We start from the raw sequence: 18,318 nt of genomic DNA on the forward strand, positions 1-18,318 counted from the left end.
CTACTGAAAAATCCGATTATTTACAAACTAAAACATGCCTTTTAAAGCTGCCTTTGTTTGCTGTACAGCGGTCAACAATGGCAAAGCCAGCTTGTTGGATAGCCTCATCTACTTCTTCTATTGATACAATGACTGCTTTTTTAGCAAATCGTCTCGCGCTTTTAAGCATTTCAAGCTTTTCTTCATACGGAAGTACAGAACAAAGATTGTAAGGCATATCAATAACGGCTACATCAAATGCACCCATCACAGCTTTAATATCCTGTAATAGTACCTCTCCTTTTAAATGGAAATGGGCAATATTTTCTCGCGCTTTGCCTGTTACAAGCGGATTGATATCACTGCCGACAATATTTATACCCATTGACAATGCTTCTATTAAAACAGTGCCGATTCCACAGCAAGGATCAATTGCCTTAATACCTGCTGGATGGGGCACGGCAATATTGGCAACAGCTCTTGCTAGCCTTGTGCTTAATGCAGTGGAATATTGATTAGGCTTGTTTTGGTGCTCGAGCCAAACTGATTTACTTTTATGGTAGTAACCAAATAGCCAGCGGCCATTCGCAAACATAACTGCAAAGGTCTGTTCCGGGTTTTGTAAATCAACAGCTCCCTCTATATATGCCCCAGCTTCTCTCTCCATCCGTTTTCTGTCCGGAAATGGAATACTTCCGTTTCCTTTTATAAAAACGACTTTATAGGAAGCTTCTTTTAAACCAATTTCACTAATTACGGACAACAGTTTGTGATAGCTTTCGCTTTCTGCAAGTATGTCCACCCTTCCTTTCATAAATGGACTTCTGCTTTGCTCAAGCTCAAGCTTGCTTTCGATGAAACCTGTGGGAGAGATACTGTCCTCTGGAAAAAGGGAGCGCATCTCAAGCTCGCATAAGTCTGTTTCATCCTCATGAAAAGATATGGTATAAAGATAACCTTTGATTTTCAATTAATAGACCTCATTCTAATTCATATTTATTATGCTATTATAATGGACTTCCAGAAGTATTACTATTAAACGGGCTGCTAGAATTTACTTCCAAATATACTATATGTAAACAAAAAAGATGCTCCTTTTAAAGGAACATCTTCTAAAAGCATAATAGCTTAGTTAAACAGACAGCATTTCTGTGACTGTCGACTGGATTGCTTCTGCCAGCTTCTCTGGTGCCGTTAAATATAACAGTCCGTTTCCTTCCAGTTTTGGAGAGAAGCCAAGAGGAACAGTCCGTTTAATCAGCTGTGCATACAGCTCTGGTTCTGTTAGCTGTCTATCAAACTCCTGAACTGCAATTGCCTTGATTAAGGCCAGTCCGCCTGTGACATGCGGTGCAGCCATGGATGTGCCGCTAAGTCTCGCATATTGACCATTCAAATAGGTGGACAGTATATTTTCTCCTGGAGCTGCAAGGTCTACTTCCCTGTTGGAATTTGAAAATTCCGAAGAGCTTCGTGTGAAATCAACGGAACCGACACTGATTACCTCATTATAAGCTGCCGGATAGCCAAGCTCTTCTGTTGTGTCACGTCCATCCCCTTCATTTCCCGCTGCACAAACAACAAGGATTTGGTTATCGACTGCTCTTTTGACTGCATCATGAAGGGCTTGGACATCATCTGGTCCGCCTAAGCTCATCGAGATAATATCAACATTCTGTTCGATAGCATAATGAATTCCGTTGGCAATCCAATCATACTGCCCTGAGCCTTGTCCGTTAAGGACCTTCACGATAAGAAGGGAGCTTTCTGGTGCTGCACCTACAACTCCATTAGCATTTTCAACAGCTGCAATCGTTCCTGCCACATGTGTGCCATGTCCGTTATAATCTGTATAAATATCTGGATTCGAGTTATCATCATCTGTAAAGTTATAGCCGCCAATTATGCGCTCCTGCAAATCAGGATGTGTCGTATCACAGCCTGTATCAAGGATTGCAATCTTCATTCCTTTTCCTTTCGATTTTCCCCATAATGCAGGTGCTTGAATTTGCTGTATTCCTGTTGGCACCTCATTTGTCATTTGCACCACTTGCTCTACTTTGTAAGGTATTACCTTCACTTCTGGTCTCAAAATATGATCCCTCCTGTAGGATTAGTAGTTTACATTAAATAGTTTAACAATTTAGCATTTTCAAAAAAAGAGCCTTTCGACTCATATAAGAACACATGTTTTGCTGAAATTTGCCGATTTAATTTGTTTACTCCTGATATAAATGACTCAACTAATAGACAGTAATTTCAAATACTTCTTAAAAGCTATGAAAATAACAGACTCAATTTTATTATCTTGCCAATTTCCTCTATACAATTTAAACTAATTAGATTATCATCTAATTAGATAAAAATCTAAAAAGGTGATAAATAATGTCCATTCTGACAAAAGAAAAGAACTATCAAAAGCTTTTTCTAGCTGGTCTAATTAATGGCATTGGCGATAGGTTTAGCCAAGTTGCTTCCTTGTCCCTTCTTTTACAGCTTGCTGATTCTGGCATGTCTGTAGGTATAACTCTTGCTCTTCGCATGTTGCCCTTCTTGCTGTTTGGTCCTTTTAGCAACAAAATTGCTGCTAAATGGTCCCGAAAAAATCTGCTGATTTTTACAGATGCGGCTCGGGCTGTCATAGCCATTTCGTTTTTCTTTGTTGAAAATGAAGCAGATATTTGGATTATTTATTCCGCCTCTTTTCTTTTAGCAAGTGGAGAAGCATTATATGCTCCTGTAAGAAAAGCAAGCATTCCAGCAATTATTGCTCCCAAAAACTTGAAGGCTGTGAACAGTTTAGAGCAGGTACAATTGGGCTTCGTCCTTGTTATTGGTGCATTGGCCGGAGGCATTGTTTCCTATCTATTTGGAATACATGCTGCTTTTCTAGTTAATATTGTTTCCTTTGTCGTTGCAGGTGCCTTCATTAACAGGATTGAAAGCTTGGAAAATCCGCAGAGCAATGCTGTTTCTCCTTCTGAATATAAAGGAAACGGGCTGTTTTCAGTGCTCTTCTCTTCTTCCTTATTCATCATGCTAATGAGTGCTGATATTCTTGTTCCACTTGCGAATGGCATCGAAAATGTGCTTATTAGTGTGTATGCAGACAGCACCTTTTTTGCAGGAGATTTAGGAGTAGGAATTCTTTATAGTGTGCTTGGGACGGGTTTTATCATTAGCCCGATCCTCACTAAGTATATTAAGAGCCATTTCTTGTATTTTGCCTATTTTTCCATGTTGATGGAAGGCTTCATTTTGCTGGCTGTAAGTCAAACTGATTCATTCATTATAATTGCTGTATTGTTTGGACTTCTTACTATATTTGGAGGTGTCGGCAATGCCCTGCTAGACACTGTCATAATGAACGAGCTGCCACAAAAGCATCAAGGAGCGTATTTTTCCTTTTCTGCAACGATTGGGAATACAAGCTTGAGCTTGTCCATGTTTGCCACAGGGCTGCTTTTGAATGTACTACAGCCGCGCATATTAGGAGCCATAAATGGACTATTATATATTGTCTTTGGAGTAGTGTATCTAATGTGGAGTTTTTTGCTCATTCGACTGAAAAGATCGCAAAAAAGCAATTTACTATAGTGAATTTTAGAGAAAGGAAAAACCTGTACCCTAATAAAGGTACAGGTTCATGTTGTCAGTATACCGGCAGATTTTTCAAAGCTGCGTACGCAGTTTCTACCATCATTCTTCGCTTCGTACAATGCTATATCAGCTTCATCCATAAGTGAAGCGATAAGCTGCTCATTTTCGTCGTTATCAATAACGGCACTTGTAACTCCTAAGCTTGCAGTAACATTAATTGCTGCTTCGTCTACCTTTACAGTGTTTTTCTCAACCTCGTGACGAATTGCTTCTGCAACTTGAACAGCATCTGATTGAGAGGTATTAGGCAGGCAAATAATAAACTCCTCACCACCGTATCTGCCAATAAAATCAGCTTTTCTAATATGCTGTTTGGCAAATTGGACTACTTGTTTTAAGACAATATCTCCTGCTTTATGACCAAAAGTATCATTCACTCTCTTAAAATGATCGATATCAAACATTATAATTGCCACTTTATCCATATCAAACAGCTCGTCTGTTTTCTGCAGAAAAAAGCTACGGGTATATACATTCGTTAAACCATCCATACTGGCGATAGCTTTTAACTGTTCCTGCATTAATATTCTTTCGGTAACATCCACAAATGTAATGATTTGGCCGAGATGCTTTTTCCTATGCAAAACGGGGGTAAACTTGATTTGATAATGAAGTGTCTCCTGCTTATAATCTTGTTTTTCTCCTTTTACAACAATATCCAAAAGCGACTCGTTTTCCTTAAGCATTTCCTTTACAGGTTTGCCGATTGAACGGCTGGTGATTGCTGGAACCATTGTTTGCATGACTGGATTGAAATCGACAATAACATTGTTCTGATTTAATACCAAAACCCCTTCTTCCATGCTGTCGAATACTTTTTCTCTAGCAATTGGGGCAACACTGAACATTTGTAACGATATTATCGCCGCCCCATGAAAAATAAAGGAAACACTCATTGATATTGGCCCTAAATCAATGCCGTTAGGACTTAATCCTGTCAAATAAAAAACACTGCCAAGTACAGGTACAAAAAGACCTGCTGTCATTGTCGCAATCTGCCATTTAAAGCGCCTTGCTTTCCCCTTTCGAAGCTGTGCCAAAAGCAAAATAATGCTGCCTAAAACACATGCATATAAGAAAAAGGAATGAACATAAAACCATGGACCGCCTTCAAGACTTAAGGTAGGAAAATCCCCAGATGTGTCTACACCCATTGATTTATAATAGAAATGATGAAAATCATTTGTATAGTGAATCAATATCGTCAATGACGGAAGGCCGAAAAAAAAGTAGTACAAACGGCGACTCCACTTAACACCCACGTATTCCATGCACATGAATAATGTAAAAACCGGAATAAATGGCAATGCAAGATATTCAAGGCGCAGCCATATTTTCATATGCTCTAGTGTTGTGCTTGTCAGCTCAAACACATAAAAAAAGGTAAAGAGCATACAGCAGAAGGTTCCTAAAATATAGAAAATTCCTCCTGGAGCATTGCGTATGCGGTAATAAGCGTAAATACATAATAGTGCACTTAACAGTCCGCCACATATATCAATAAAAGCAAACAGGAATAATTCTTGTGACATCATTAATTCTCCAAATTAGATTTTTACCTCATTATTTCTACCTTTTATTATATTCTATTTCCTAACAGCAGGGATATAAAAAAATAGACCCCTATTTCTCGTAAAATAGGGGTCATTTACTGATGAACTCAGGCTTTATCCGATTTATCACTTTCGCTATAACAACTTTAGAATATATTACCAATTAGATAGTGAATTTACGAATTAGTTCCTGCAGCTCTTCTGACATGCTTGAAAGTGATTTTGCTGATGCAGTAACTTCCTCAAGAACTGCAATTTGCTCTTCTGTACTTGCTGCAACACTTTCAGATGCAGCGGTGTTTTCTTTCGCAATATTTGCCAATTCAAAGGAAGTGGAAGTTACTGACTGCATTTCTCCTGTAACACCCTTAACAATTTGCGAAACTTCTTCCATTTTTGGTGCCATTGTTTTAATTCCTTCAATGATTGCTTGGAATTTAACAATCGCTTCTTGAGATACGTCTATTCCTGTCTGAACACTATCTGCTGCCTGTTTCATTTTATTGACAGTCTGTTCTGTACTTGTCTGGATATCCTTTATCAAGCCAGTAATTTGTTTAGCAGATGTTTGCGACTGTTCAGCAAGCTTTCTTACTTCCTCTGCCACAACAGCAAATCCTTTGCCTTGCTCCCCTGCTCTTGCTGCCTCAATTGCGGCATTAAGTGCTAACAGGTTTGTTTGCTCAGCGATGCCACTGATTACATTACTAATTTCATTAATTTCTTTTGAACGGTCGTTTAATGACTTAATCATTTTATCTGATTCATTAACATGTCCAAAGATCGTGTTCATTTGATCAACTGTTTTCCTAACTGACTCTCCACCTTCTGTTGCATGGTTCGCTGTCAGTCTAGCTTCCTTATTGACTATTTCAAAGTTTTCATGGATAGCGCTGATACCTTGACCTACTTTTTCGATGGCTTTAGCTGTCTTTTCAATACCTATTGTCTGCACCTCTGCACCACTTGCGATTTGCTGAATAGATGATGCAACATGGACAGTTGCTGTTTTTGTTTCTTCAGATGCTGCGGACAGCTCTTCAGCTGCTGCTGCAACTTGTTCTGTATTTGTGTCTACCTGTGAAATAAGCCCACGCAACGACTCCTTCATTTCAGAGAAGGCATTTCCAAGCTCGCCAACCTCGTCATTTGAGGTTACTTCTATCGGTTCTGATAAGTTTCCTTTACTGATAATAATGGCACTGTCCTTCAGTTTGTGAATTGGACGGATAATAGAGCGTGTAACAAGGACTGCAACTATAATGCCAACTAATATTGCCAGAATTTGAATGATTAACGATGTTTTCACAATAGGTGCTGATGCAGTATCTACTTCGCTTTTAAACATTGCTCCTGCAATTTTCCAGCCAGTCAATTTGTTTGTAGTGAAAGTCATGCTTTTCAGTTCACCATCGAACTCATAGTTCAAGTGTCCTTGATTACTTTCATATAGTTCTGCCATAAAACTGTCTTTTGCTTCTGTACCAGATTTTTTCGTTGGATGGTATACATATTGTTTTTCCCTGCCAAGAATAAAGGAATAGCCTTCTTGTCCAATTGTCACTTTTTTTGCTACATCTTTAATAGAATCAACCTTTAAGTTAATTCCAATAATGCCAGTTCCATCTGTAAGCTTCTTCGAAATAGTAACAACCATTTCCCCTGATGCTGATAAATAGGCATCAGATATAAAAGTATCTGTCGCAGCATCTGCGTTTTTATACCAGTCTCTTTCCCGTGGATCATAACCGTCAGGAAGCTTTTTAACAGGATACTGAATCATGTCTCCATCAGGTGTACCAACATAAATGCTGGCTGCTTCTGGATGAAGCGATGCATACTCGTCAAGACGCTTTCTTAAATCGGAGTTTTGCTTTACACTGTTTTCATCAATCGAAATATTTTCAGCAAAAAACTCCGTGTCCTTTACCTTTGGGGCTACCGTACTATCTATATACTCGTTCAGCAAATCTACACTTGCTTCTGCGGCATACGTTATTTGGTTTGAAATCGCCTTATTTGCACTTAAATAAGAAACCGTACCTATCGTTAGTGCTGGTATAATCACCAACAGCAAAAAGGTTAAAAGCAGCTTCCTTTTGATTGTCATTTTTATTTTCTTTATCCCTTTATGTTTCCCCATGTTGTCTCCTGCCTTTATCTATTTATCTCAATCTATTTCCTATATCGACAGGAAAATTGTCTTATATATAAGAAAATATACCCATTATTTTCACTATATGTGGATAATACCTCCAAAAATGATGAATCCGGTTTATAATCCGATTTATTGCATACCTTTTAGAAAGACTATATAATCAGCAAATGGATTCTTAATTCCACCCTACCCAATCAGGTATGGACGAATGATTTTAAAGTGAGCAAAAATTATTAAAGGAGCGCTTTATTTGAATCAAGCAATTATTAATGAAGCAAGTCAAAAACGGAATTATCCCTTTATAACGTTTATTCTTTTCTGGTGTGGACTCACCCTCTTGACGAGCATGTATATCACCATTCCCCTAACCTCTGTCTTCTCAGAAGAATTTCAGATTACTTTGGACCAAACATCGTGGATAGGCAGTTCGTTTTCATTATGCTATGCACTTGGCTGCTTGCTTTACGGACCTATTTCCGATAAATACGGGCGAAAAGTACTAATGGTTACTAGTATCAGCGTCTTAACTGTGGTGACATTTATGATTGGGTTTGTTCATTCCTATCATGCTCTCGTATTTTTGAGAGCGGTACAAGGGCTAGTGGCTGCTGCTTTTGCGCCAATTTCTCTTGTGTATGCAGGTGAAATGTTTCCGCCAAATAAAAGGGTAACAGCAGTTGGTTTTATCAGCACAGGACTTCTTATGGCCGGCATTATCGGCCAGATTTTCAGTGGGCTTATAAATCAGCTACTCGGCTGGAATGCCATCTTTTTCATTTTAGGAGTTGTCTATTTATTCTCAGCGGTCCTTGTTATTATCGCTTTGCCGAAAGAGGATTTGCCAAAATCAAATGAGCATATTTGGAGTAAATTCAAGCAAATTAAACTATTGTTTCATCAACCGCAGCTGCTTCTTTGCTTTGCTGTCACATTTATGCTGCTGTTCACATTAGTCGGAATGTATACCATTTTGGGGAGCTATTTATCTTTACCGAAATTTGGATTAACAAGTGATCAAATTCTGTATGTTCGTGCAGTTGGGATTATCGGGATGATTGTTGCTTTTTTTGTTGGTTCTATCTCGAAACGATTCGGGGCATTAACAGTGATGCGGGCTGGTCTTTTTCTATCTGTTGTCGGATTATTCCTGTTAGGCTTCAGTACCTCTCTAATAGCTGTGGTTATCTTAAGTGTCATTTTTGTAGCAGGGATTGCGGTTGTTTCCCCTGTAATCATCTCGCTCATCAGTCAAAAGGGTGGGAATGCTAGAGGTACGGCGATTTCCTTCAATGCTTTCGTCCTGTTTCTTGGGGCAAGTGCAGGTCCAATCGTAGCGGTACAGCTGCTAAAAACAGGAATGCTGACATTGTCGTTCATTATTTTAAGTGTTTGTCTGTTGATCGGTCTTGGAGTATCGTTCTTCCTTCGTTCTGCTGCATCAGCACAGGGTAGATAATAAAAAGAAAGTTAGAAATTAATCGTTTAGAACAGTTTTAAAATTAATTCGTTTCATTGCGCTGCACCAACTCGCTTTCCGCGGGAAGATGAGCCTCCTCGGGCTTCGCCTGCGGGGTCTCATCTTTTCCTCTATTTTCCTTAGTAATCGAGTGGCCTCCACTCCATTTCACTAAGATTTTAATTATTGAAGAACATAAATAAAACTAAACGATTAATATTTATTATTCGTGTTTAGAGTGGTATTTTTGTTTTGTTCATCCCACTTTACTTATTTTCATCTGACCGTTTTGTAAGCAAAAAATTGGCTTTTACTGCGCCAATCTTTTCCTTTCTTGCATTATATACAGGCGCTTCTGCATATTTAGAAAGCTGTTGATAAATTTGGTCGTTTCCAACGCCTAGCTGTTTGAGCACCTCGATTGTGGCGACACTAACTGCTCTTGTGCCTCCATCCTCGACCTTAATGGCAATTCCAATCCCATGCTCTGTCAAACCGAGGCATTGAACGGCTTCTGCTCCTGCTTTCGAGACAATCTGTGATCCAAATGCCTTCATTAAATCTGTATCAAATCTGTTTGTCCCGCCAACCATTTCTGGATGTGTAATCATAGCATCCCGTATTCTTGCAAGTATTGCAGACCTTTGCTCATTCACTTGATTATCTGGCTTAGCAAGCCGTGCATATCCAAGTGCAGCATTTACTAATGGAATTTGATGAACAGGTACACCGCAGCCATCGACACTTAATTGAATATTCTCCTTTGGAAACGAGCATATCTCCGCAATAGCTGTTAGTATTCGTTGCTGCACAGGATGATGAACTTCACGATAGGAGCTGATTTCCTCCTGCATATGAACAGCTGTTGTCAGCATGCCCGAATGCTTTCCAGAACAATTGCTGTATACAGGTGTTACATCCTTGCCTGCCCTTAACAGTTTTTTATAGCTTTCCATATTCCAAGGTGTATGTGTGCCGCATTGGAGTGCATCTTCCTGTAAATGGAGCTTGTCCAATATATTCAAAACCGTATTTCGATGATAATTCTCTCCACTGTGTGAAGCACAGCTAAGTGCAAGTGCACCTGCATCAAAAGCAAAGTGGTCTGCTGCACCTGTTTCCACTAACGGAACAGCCTGAAATGGCTTCATGGACGAACGCGGGAATGTCATCCTGTAAGGATCTCCATACGAATACAGCAATTCCCCTTCTCTATTGACAACGGCAATATGGACACAATGCGTGCTTTCTATTTGGCTTCCCCTATAAACTAAAATCGGTTTTTCCATCCCCAACACCCCTAATCCAATATAATTTACACTAAATTTTAATATAAACCAGATTATTTGTCGAAATTTTTTAAAAACTAACTGTGATTTACTAATAATATAATTAGAGGGATAATTTCACGTATCATTGAAAGACTAAAAAAGCCACTTAAAAACGGCACTACTCAATTTAGGAGGGATTTTCTTGGCGATACTTGTAACTCTTATTTACACTATTATCAGACTGCGTACGAGATTAGATTATTTCTTGAACCATTCTGCTTATAAGCTAAACGGTCTTCTTAAGCTGTTTGCAGTTCCAAGTGTCTAAAGTTATCTCTGCCTAAAAAAAAAGCACTGTCATACTGATCGATTTGTCTCGGCTAGTATGACAGGTTTTTCCATTTGGGTAATTTATGTTAAGCTTCGATTTTCCACTTTTTTGCCGATAAATTCAAGAAATTCCTTCACCGACAGCTCTTTACTTTCGCTTTTTCCGAACCTTCGAACATTCACAGTAGATTCATTTAATTCCTTATCCCCCAAAACGATAATATAAGGAATTTTCTGCAGCTGTGCCTCTCTTATTTTATAGCCCAGCTTTTCCTCACGTTTATCTACTTCCACGCGAATTCCCGCTTCCTTCAATGCGGATTGGACTTCGCGGCAATAATCCATATGAACATGTGAGACCGGGATAATCTCTACTTGAACAGGTGCAAGCCAGACCGGAAAAGCACCTCCAAAATGTTCAATCAGAATGGCGAAAAACCGGTCAAGGCTTCCCATAACAGCTCTGTGAATAACTACTGGTCGAACCTTTTCATTCTGTTCATTTATATAAGACAAATCAAATTTTTCTGGCATTTGAAAATCAAGCTGAATTGTTGCACATTGATGACTCCTATTTAAGGCATCTTTAATATGAAAATCAATTTTCGGCCCATAAAACGCACCGTCTCCTGCATTTACAGAATAGTTAATGTTCATATTATCCAATACTTGCTGCAGTGCTAACTCAGAAGCTTCCCAAAGACTATCGTCCCCTAATGAATCCTCTGGTCTTGTTGAAAGCTCCACCTTATAATCAAAACCGAATGTGCTGTATACTTGATCAATCTGTGCAAACACATTTACTATCTCCTCCTGAATTTGATCCTCCCGAACAAATAGATGGGCATCATCCTGACAGAATGTGCGGACCCTAAGCATCCCATTTAAGGCACCGCTGTATTCATGTCGATGGACTTGACCGAACTCTGCAAGGCGGATCGGCAAATCTCTGTATGAATAGAGATTATTTTTGAATATCAGCATATGGCCAGGACAGTTCATTGGCTTTAATGCGAATGATTGCTCATCAACATGGGAGAAATACATATTATCCTTATAATGATCCCAGTGACCGGATTGTTCCCACAGTCTTTGATTCATCATGAAAGGTGTACGTACCTCCTCATAATCTGATCGCTCTTGTAACTCGCGCGAAAACTTTTCCAGTTCATTCCGAATCATCTGCCCTTTTGGCAAATAAAACGGCATGCCAGGAGCTTCCTCTGAAAACATAAATAAGCCTAACTGCTTTCCAAGCTTGCGATGATCTCTTTTAGCTGCTTCCTCTAAAAAATGTAAATAATCTGCTAAAGCCTGTTTAGTAGGGAAAGCTGTTCCATATATACGCTGTAGTGATTCATTTTCGCTGTCTCCCTTCCAATAAGCCCCTGAAACATTTGTTAAAGCAAATGCCTTCAACATGCCTGTTCTCGGAAGATGGGGGCCGCGGCAAAGATCGATAAATTCACCTTGCTCATAAATAGATATCTCCTCATCCTTAATTGCCTGCAGCAGGTCAAGCTTATAAGGCTCCTCTCTTTCCTTCCAAATCCTTTCACCTTCTGCAAAAGACACCTCTATACGGTTAATAGGCAAATCCTCCTTGATGATATTTACCATTTCTTTTTCAATCATCGGTAAATCAGAAATAGATATAGATTTTTCACTTTTCACATCATAATAGAAACCATTTTCAATCACTGGACCTATCGCTAATTGGATGTTAGGATACAGCCTTTTTAGTGCTTGTGCCATAATATGTGCTGCAGTATGGCGCAAAACAGTCAGCCCAGCCTGCGAATCAATTGTGACGACTGAAAGCTGTGCATCCTCCTCTAAGCAAGTGTCTAAATCAGTCAGTTTGCCATTAATAATGGCAGCTACTCCCTTTTTACGCAGGCTTGCACTTATATCACCAGCAATAAACTCTGCAGTACAGCCCTTTTGATATTCCTTGCTCTTCCCATCTGGTAATGCTACGTTAATAGATTTTTCCTGATTCATTAACAATCAACTCCTAAAAAAATATATAAAAAAGCACACTCATCCCTATATAAGGGACGAGTGTGCTTATTACCCGTGGTTCCACCCAACTTCCCGCAATGTTTCCTGCGGCTTTGGAGCTTTAACGCAGCTAACGATGCCTTTTCTAAGGCATTGCTCCAAGGTGGTAAATCATTTTCCTAAAGCCGGGAAGATTTCAGCTTCACTTCCCTCTCTGCAGACTGTAAAAATAATTCATGTCCTTGTCATTGCATGTATATATAAATAAAAAAGCACACTCATCCCTATATAAGGGACGAGTGTGCTTATTACCCGTGGTTCCACCCAACTTCCCGCAATGTTTCACGCGGCTTTGGAGCTTTAACGCAGCTAACGATACCTTTTCTAAGGCATTGCTCCAAGGTGGTAAATCATTTTCCTAAAGCCAGGAAGATTTCAGCTCCACTTCCCTCTCTGCAGACCGTAAAAATAATTCATGTCCTTGTCATCGCATGTATATATAAATAAAAAAGCACACTCATCCCTATATAAGGGACGAGTGTGCTTATACCCGTGGTTCCACCCAACTTCCCGCAAAGTTTCATGCGGCTTTGGAGCTTTAACGCAGCTAACGATACCTTTTCTAAGGCATTGCTCCAAGGTGGTAAATCATTTTCCTAAAGCCGGGAAGATTTCAGCTTCACTTCCCTCTCTGCAGACTGTAAAAATAATTCATGTCCTTGTCATCGCTTTTTATTATCCATTATATTACAACGGTTCATTAAACTTTGCAATAGTATTTTTATTTTTACCGAAAAAATCGTTTTTATGATATAACAGCTATTTCCATACTCTTCACATAAACAGCAGTACCAGCAATTTCAATATCAAGACTTCTTTCGCTGTCTGATACCTTAACGAGAACCTTACCAGCACGGTCGATTTCCAAGCCTTGCTCTATCACAAGATCAAAGGGTCTTTCTGCTTCTTTTTTTATAAATTCAGCATAATATGCCCCCATTACACCAGCTGCAGTTCCTGTTACTGGATCCTCCACCGTGCCGGAAAATGGAGACGAAAAGTGGCGAGCATGCATATCTGCATGTTCTAGCTCTGTTTCTAAACAAAACGGATGTAAGGAGGCCTTTGGAATTTCCTTAAAAATCTTAGGAAACAACTGATTTTGCGGCTTCATCCTTTTAAATACTGCAAGGCTTTTAATTGGTAGCAGCAATGTCCATATTCCTGTACTGCCATACATGACTGGCAGTACATCTGAAATATCATCTTCTGCCAAACCTATTGCAGATGCCAAGTCCGCTTTAGAACTTCCGAATTCGATAAACTTCGGTGTAGGCTGTTTCATTGTTATGTACAGACGACCGTTGTCGCTGATTTGCAGCATGATTGGTAAAACTCCAGCTTTTGTTTCAATTGTTATATATTCCTTTTGAGGAAGCAGATCATGCTCATGTAATCCATATAAACAGGCAATTGTTCCATGTCCGCATAAGTCCATTTCATGGCCTGGTGTAAAATAACGAATTCTTAAATCTGCTTTATCAGATTTAGTGATAAAGCCTGTTTCGTTAAAGCCAACCTTAGAAGCAATTTCCTGCATCTCTGCTTCACTTAAAAGCTCACCATCCACCACTACACCAGCTGGGTTCCCTTTATCAGGTTTTGTGCTAAAAGCATCATAATGATATACCTTAACTGATTTCAATACGGGTTCGTCTCCTTGTTAACAGAATTAGTTATTCGGCAAGCACCTTAACTGCTTCATACCTGAATCCAACATATTGATAATTTTGCCTTTTGTACATTTCCTTCGGTGTGTCTTCACCGTCTGCAACTAGAATAACTGTTTTGTCAGGGAAGGATTCCATGACAAACTGCTGCAGATGTGCAGCTACTTTTTTTCGTTGGAATTCTGACAACACAAATAAACCATCAATCTCCACTGTTTGGTCCTGTATGATTATCTCCAGCCCGCCGGCCGGAATGCCACCATAATAAGCCAGAACTTGCCAAAATTTCGAATTCTCAAAATGGAGCTTATTATTTTCTCGTTTACGTGCAGCAAACTCACTGCCATAGATAATATCCTGCTGATAGCTCAATGTTAAAAAATCCTCAAGCTCGCTCTCGCTAACATGAACTACCTCTATTTCCTGTTGCTTTTTGACTATTGGAAAATTTAGCGGGTTTATCGTATACAATTCAGTAAATCCAATATCATAGCCTTCGCCGATCAGTTTGGCTAACACTTCTTTCTCTATCTTTTCATTCGGAGGAAAAGTAAATTTCAAATGTTTTTGATTTCTTTCCAAATGGTAGTCACGCAAATATTTTTCTGTTTTGCTGAACTCCTGCACATTTGGCATGCGCTTAAAAGCGATTAAATTACTGTCATAGCGAATAAGTATTTTTGAATCATGTAGATGGACAAACATATCACTTTCAAAGGCTGTAATGCCCTCATTATGAATGTCCATATAAGATACTTCCTTCAAATCGCATACCTCCCTTTGTAATCTCTAACATAAATTATACAATTTTTGTAAAAACATAATAATTATGGTGGTCTTTTGAAATACTATAAACATCAAGACGCTATCTTACCATTTTCACATGATGCAGCGTCCATAATTTTCAGATGGACATCTGCTTTTTTATTGGCTTTAAACAATATACCTAATTACCAATTATCAGAAGGAAGCAGGCTGATTATAAGTTGAATAAGGTGACACTGGAAAGATTGTTATGGTCAATTGCTTTTCCTGGCTTTGGCCAGCTGCTCAATCACAAGTATTTTAAATCACTGCTTTTCATCATGATGGAAATGGTGATTAACCGGCAATCTAATTTTAATCTTGCGATCATATCGAGCTTCCATGGCAATATTGACAAATCAATCGAAAATATTCATTTTCAATGGCTGATGTTTTATCCATGCCTTTATTTTTTTGCGATGTGGGATGCTGTAAGAGATACATATGATGATGAAGATTCACCCCCTCCTTACGCGTTCCTGCCCTATGCCTCATGCGCCATTTGTGTTACAGTCGGGCTAATTTATTGTCAAAAATGGACGATTTTCGGCAGATTGCTTGGCCCAATATTTATGCCAATCCTCTGTGTGCTACCAGGTATTATCATAGGATTGTATGTTAAGAAATGGCTTTTAAAAAACAGTAGCTAAACAAAAAAGAATGCATCTACTATTTTTAGCCGCATTCTTTTTTACTTTCTTAAAACGACTTTTACGCTTTGCTATTCCGTTTAAGTTTATCATATATTCAGAAAAGTTTTTACAACAAAAAGCCCTGTGTAGCCTTTAACAGGGCATTGTTCTACTTATCGATTGTTATGAGTTTCGTCCATTTTCCACTCCAGCAATTGACCAGGTTGAATGTATGATAGAAGCTGTAAATCCTCTTTATTAACTGCCCCTATCACATTTACCCGTTCATCTGCGGGAAGATTCCGCAGTACAATTTGCACTTCTCCACAGTAACGTCCGTATAAAGAATTATCCATTGTAATCATTCCACGCTGTCGTTCCACTGTATTGACTTGTGCGACAGATTCGTTTGAACGAGAATCCATTATCCGCAGCACATCACGAGATAAATCAGGACGTATACGGTTAATGCCTTCTTCTAAAACGGCAGAATGAATACGAATTGGCAGGATTTTATCTTTATCATATTTAATCAGCTTTTCTAACAATCCCTTTCCATGATCTGGATCTCCAATATACACATCTGTTATCCCAAGCTTATACAGCTCAACCGCCGCTGCAAACGGATGTATTTCCCGATGACTCTCCAATGTTGGAAGACCATCAAAAACAGGTCCCCGTTTTTCTCCAATTCCCGGGATAAAGGCACAAACCGGAATATTATATCTTTTAAATAGAATGGTTTGTGTCCGAAAAAAGTCTTTATCTAAACCAGTTTCACGACGAGGATAAAAATTATGCCATGCGATAAGCCTTTTAGCGTTAAGTCCGTTAGCTATTAAGCTTTCGAGCTCTGCTTCTAAAATGGTACTGGCATTAACGGCAATGTGAAAGCATTTTGATAGTTCTATCATTCTATTACTTTCGAAGAAATCATCTAATCTGATGCCAACAACACCTAAAGAACTCAGTTGTTCCAAGCTTTCAATATTTAAATGGCGGGGTGTTTTCATTGATACATCAGCATAAACTTCCATACCACAGGCTTTAGCTGCCTTAAGCAATTTAGAAGCTTTACTTACAAGATTTCCTCTTTCCTCTGGTATATGCAGCGAAGTAAATGCCTTTCTTATTCCCTTTTGACTTGCTTCTATTATTCGTTGCTCTGCCAGTGGGTCATTTAGATAAAAGGAAATCCCAATCATTCAAACTCACTCGCCATTTCATCCTTATAGCCAAATAAAAATGTGAAAATAAATCCTGCTGTGTAAGCGATGATTAAACCTGCCAAGTAATACAGAATTTGCTGGGCATGAACAAGAAAGGAAAGCGGCAAGCCGGAAACCCCTACTGCGATTGTCGCAACTTTAAAATAAGCCTGGAATGCTCCACCAATACCTGCACCAAGACAAGCTGTTAAAAACGGTCTTCCAAGAGGAAGGGTAACCCCAAAAATCAACGGCTCTCCAATGCCAAGCAAGCCGGAAGGAAGCGCACCACCGATTGCCCGTTTTAAACGTGCTTTTTTCGTTTTCATGTAGATCGCAAATGCGGCACCCACCTGACCTGCACCGCCCATTGCTAAAATTGGCAACAGAGGATCATCACCAATCGAATTAATAAGCTCAAGGTGAACTGGTGTTAATCCCTGATGCAAGCCTGTTACAACTAATGGCAGAAAAGTCGCACCTAATACAAATCCTGCTACGACCCCGCCCATATCTAAAATAGACAGTAAACCTTTTGTTATTCCGTCTGAGATTAGACCGCCAATCGGCATAAACACGAGATATGTAACAATTCCTGTAATTAATAAAGCTATTGTTGGTGTTATGATAATATCAAGGGACTGTGGAACAATACGGCGCAACCGTTTTTCAACAATTGCGATAAAGATTGCAGCAAACAATACACCAATTAACCCGCCCCTGCCAGGCATTAACTCCTCACCGAAGAGGGTTATTCCTGCAACAGAAGGGTTAATAATTAATATCCCTGCCACCCCACCTAGTGCAGGTGAACCTCCGAATTCCTTTGCAGCATTTATTCCGACTAATATTCCAAGATAAGTAAACAAACCGCTCCCAATAACCGTTAATATCATTGCAAGCTGAGACTCTGCTGACAGCCACCCACCCTGCACAACTGCCTTTGTAACCCCTGTAATTAATCCAGATGCCACCAATGCCGGGATAAGCGGGATAAAAATACTAGCGATTTTGCGCAAAAACATTTTAAACGGAGTAGAATTTTTTGTTTTTAATGTTGATTTTTTTTGCGCTGCAAGCTCCTCTATATTAAAGTCTCCTGCAGGTTCTAGCAGCTTGCCAAACTCTTCTGCGACTTTATTCACTTTCCCCGGCCCTAATATGACCTGTAATGTCTCCTCCTCAACAAGCCCTAATACACCGTCGATTTTTTTAATTGCTTGTTTATTAACAGCATTATCATCAATTGGTGTCACACGAAGGCGTGTCATACAATGTGTGTATGCAGCAATATTAGCCGGACCGCCAAGCTGTTCTAAAATTTTTTGTGCCAAAACATGATTTTCCCCTGACATTTTAGTTCCTCCTTTAATATCAATTCCAAAACAAATAAAATGTAACCGCTTAAATTTTTATGTTTGAGAAATTGAGATTCATAAGAACTTATCTCGTTTTTCCTCCTCACATTTTTGTCAAATGATGCTCTTGTTTCCAATTACACGGCAGCTGCGCTGATAGCATCTAGTAAATCTG

14 protein-coding genes and 1 other annotated feature are annotated in these 18,318 nt (G+C 39.3%); of the genes, 4 read left to right on the forward strand and 10 right to left on the reverse strand.

Translation table 11 applies throughout. The annotated features are described in order from the left end of the window. Positions 1 to 16: 16 nt before the first annotated feature. Positions 17 to 949, reverse strand: a complete 933-nt coding sequence (locus tag NQZ71_RS16345; RefSeq protein WP_394374114.1) for a TRM11 family SAM-dependent methyltransferase — start codon at positions 947 to 949, stop codon at positions 17 to 19. A 162-nt stretch (positions 950 to 1,111) separates the two neighbouring features. Then, positions 1,112 to 2,020 (reverse strand): S8 family peptidase, encoded by a 909-nt coding sequence (locus NQZ71_RS16350; RefSeq protein WP_375545195.1) that lies wholly within the window; start codon positions 2,018 to 2,020, stop codon positions 1,112 to 1,114. A gap of 344 nt (positions 2,021 to 2,364) precedes the next feature. Here NQZ71_RS16350 and NQZ71_RS16355 point away from each other — a divergent pair, with 344 nt between their 5' ends. After that, positions 2,365 to 3,576 carry an MFS transporter gene (locus NQZ71_RS16355; protein WP_260053657.1) on the forward strand — a complete coding sequence of 404 codons (1,212 nt, stop codon included), beginning with the start codon at positions 2,365 to 2,367 and terminating at the stop codon, positions 3,574 to 3,576. 47 nt (positions 3,577 to 3,623) lie between these two features. On the opposite strand, the gene NQZ71_RS16360 is transcribed toward NQZ71_RS16355, so the two are convergent. Then, positions 3,624 to 5,174: a histidine kinase N-terminal 7TM domain-containing diguanylate cyclase gene (locus NQZ71_RS16360; protein ID WP_144452197.1), complete on the reverse strand. Its 1,551-nt coding sequence runs from the start codon at positions 5,172 to 5,174 to the stop codon at positions 3,624 to 3,626. A 181-nt stretch (positions 5,175 to 5,355) separates the two neighbouring features. Continuing rightward, complete coding sequence (locus tag NQZ71_RS16365; protein WP_275004635.1) at positions 5,356 to 7,335, reverse strand: methyl-accepting chemotaxis protein; 1,980 nt, start codon at positions 7,333 to 7,335, stop codon at positions 5,356 to 5,358. A gap of 265 nt (positions 7,336 to 7,600) precedes the next feature. Here NQZ71_RS16365 and NQZ71_RS16370 point away from each other — a divergent pair, with 265 nt between their 5' ends. After that, on the forward strand, positions 7,601 to 8,806 hold the full coding sequence (locus NQZ71_RS16370; protein WP_144452195.1) for an MFS transporter: 1,206 nt from the start codon (positions 7,601 to 7,603) through the stop codon (positions 8,804 to 8,806). 266 nt (positions 8,807 to 9,072) lie between these two features. Here the strand turns inward: NQZ71_RS16370 and NQZ71_RS16375 are convergent, their stop codons facing one another. Continuing rightward, positions 9,073 to 10,095 carry an asparaginase gene (locus NQZ71_RS16375; RefSeq protein ID WP_260053655.1) on the reverse strand — a complete coding sequence of 341 codons (1,023 nt, stop codon included), beginning with the start codon at positions 10,093 to 10,095 and terminating at the stop codon, positions 9,073 to 9,075. Between the two features lie 184 nt (positions 10,096 to 10,279). On the opposite strand from NQZ71_RS16375, the gene NQZ71_RS16380 reads away from it, so the two are divergent. Further along, positions 10,280 to 10,405 (forward strand): hypothetical protein, encoded by a 126-nt coding sequence (locus NQZ71_RS16380; RefSeq protein ID WP_260053654.1) that lies wholly within the window; start codon positions 10,280 to 10,282, stop codon positions 10,403 to 10,405. 83 nt (positions 10,406 to 10,488) lie between these two features. Here the strand turns inward: NQZ71_RS16380 and thrS are convergent, their stop codons facing one another. From thrS to NQZ71_RS16395, 3 genes are all read right to left on the reverse strand, one after another. Continuing rightward, positions 10,489 to 12,411, reverse strand: a complete 1,923-nt coding sequence (gene thrS, locus NQZ71_RS16385) for a threonine--tRNA ligase (RefSeq protein WP_260053653.1) — start codon at positions 12,409 to 12,411, stop codon at positions 10,489 to 10,491. A gap of 527 nt (positions 12,412 to 12,938) precedes the next feature. After that, positions 12,939 to 13,146 (reverse strand) — a binding site (T-box leader). A gap of 70 nt (positions 13,147 to 13,216) precedes the next feature. After that, positions 13,217 to 14,116 (reverse strand): PhzF family phenazine biosynthesis protein, encoded by a 900-nt coding sequence (locus NQZ71_RS16390; RefSeq protein ID WP_317011002.1) that lies wholly within the window; start codon positions 14,114 to 14,116, stop codon positions 13,217 to 13,219. Positions 14,117 to 14,147: 31 nt separating this feature from the next. After that, positions 14,148 to 14,906: a GNAT family N-acetyltransferase gene (locus NQZ71_RS16395; RefSeq protein ID WP_317011003.1), complete on the reverse strand. Its 759-nt coding sequence runs from the start codon at positions 14,904 to 14,906 to the stop codon at positions 14,148 to 14,150. Between the two features lie 230 nt (positions 14,907 to 15,136). On the opposite strand from NQZ71_RS16395, the gene NQZ71_RS16400 reads away from it, so the two are divergent. Beyond that, a complete protein-coding gene (locus NQZ71_RS16400) occupies positions 15,137 to 15,595 on the forward strand; it encodes a hypothetical protein (RefSeq protein ID WP_311200955.1) in 459 nt (152 codons plus the stop codon). A gap of 155 nt (positions 15,596 to 15,750) precedes the next feature. Here the strand turns inward: NQZ71_RS16400 and NQZ71_RS16405 are convergent, their stop codons facing one another. Both NQZ71_RS16405 and NQZ71_RS16410 read right to left on the reverse strand, forming a co-directional pair. Then, positions 15,751 to 16,782 carry a MupG family TIM beta-alpha barrel fold protein gene (locus NQZ71_RS16405; protein ID WP_317011004.1) on the reverse strand — a complete coding sequence of 344 codons (1,032 nt, stop codon included), beginning with the start codon at positions 16,780 to 16,782 and terminating at the stop codon, positions 15,751 to 15,753. Further along, a complete protein-coding gene (locus tag NQZ71_RS16410) occupies positions 16,779 to 18,140 on the reverse strand; it encodes a PTS transporter subunit EIIC (protein ID WP_260053649.1) in 1,362 nt (453 codons plus the stop codon). Before NQZ71_RS16410 ends, NQZ71_RS16405 begins: the two co-directional genes overlap by 4 nt. Between the last annotated feature and the right edge of the window lie 178 nt (positions 18,141 to 18,318).

It is taken from the genome of Niallia taxi, from assembly GCF_032818155.1.
GTDB lineage: Bacteria > Bacillota > Bacilli > Bacillales > Cytobacillaceae > Niallia > Niallia taxi_A.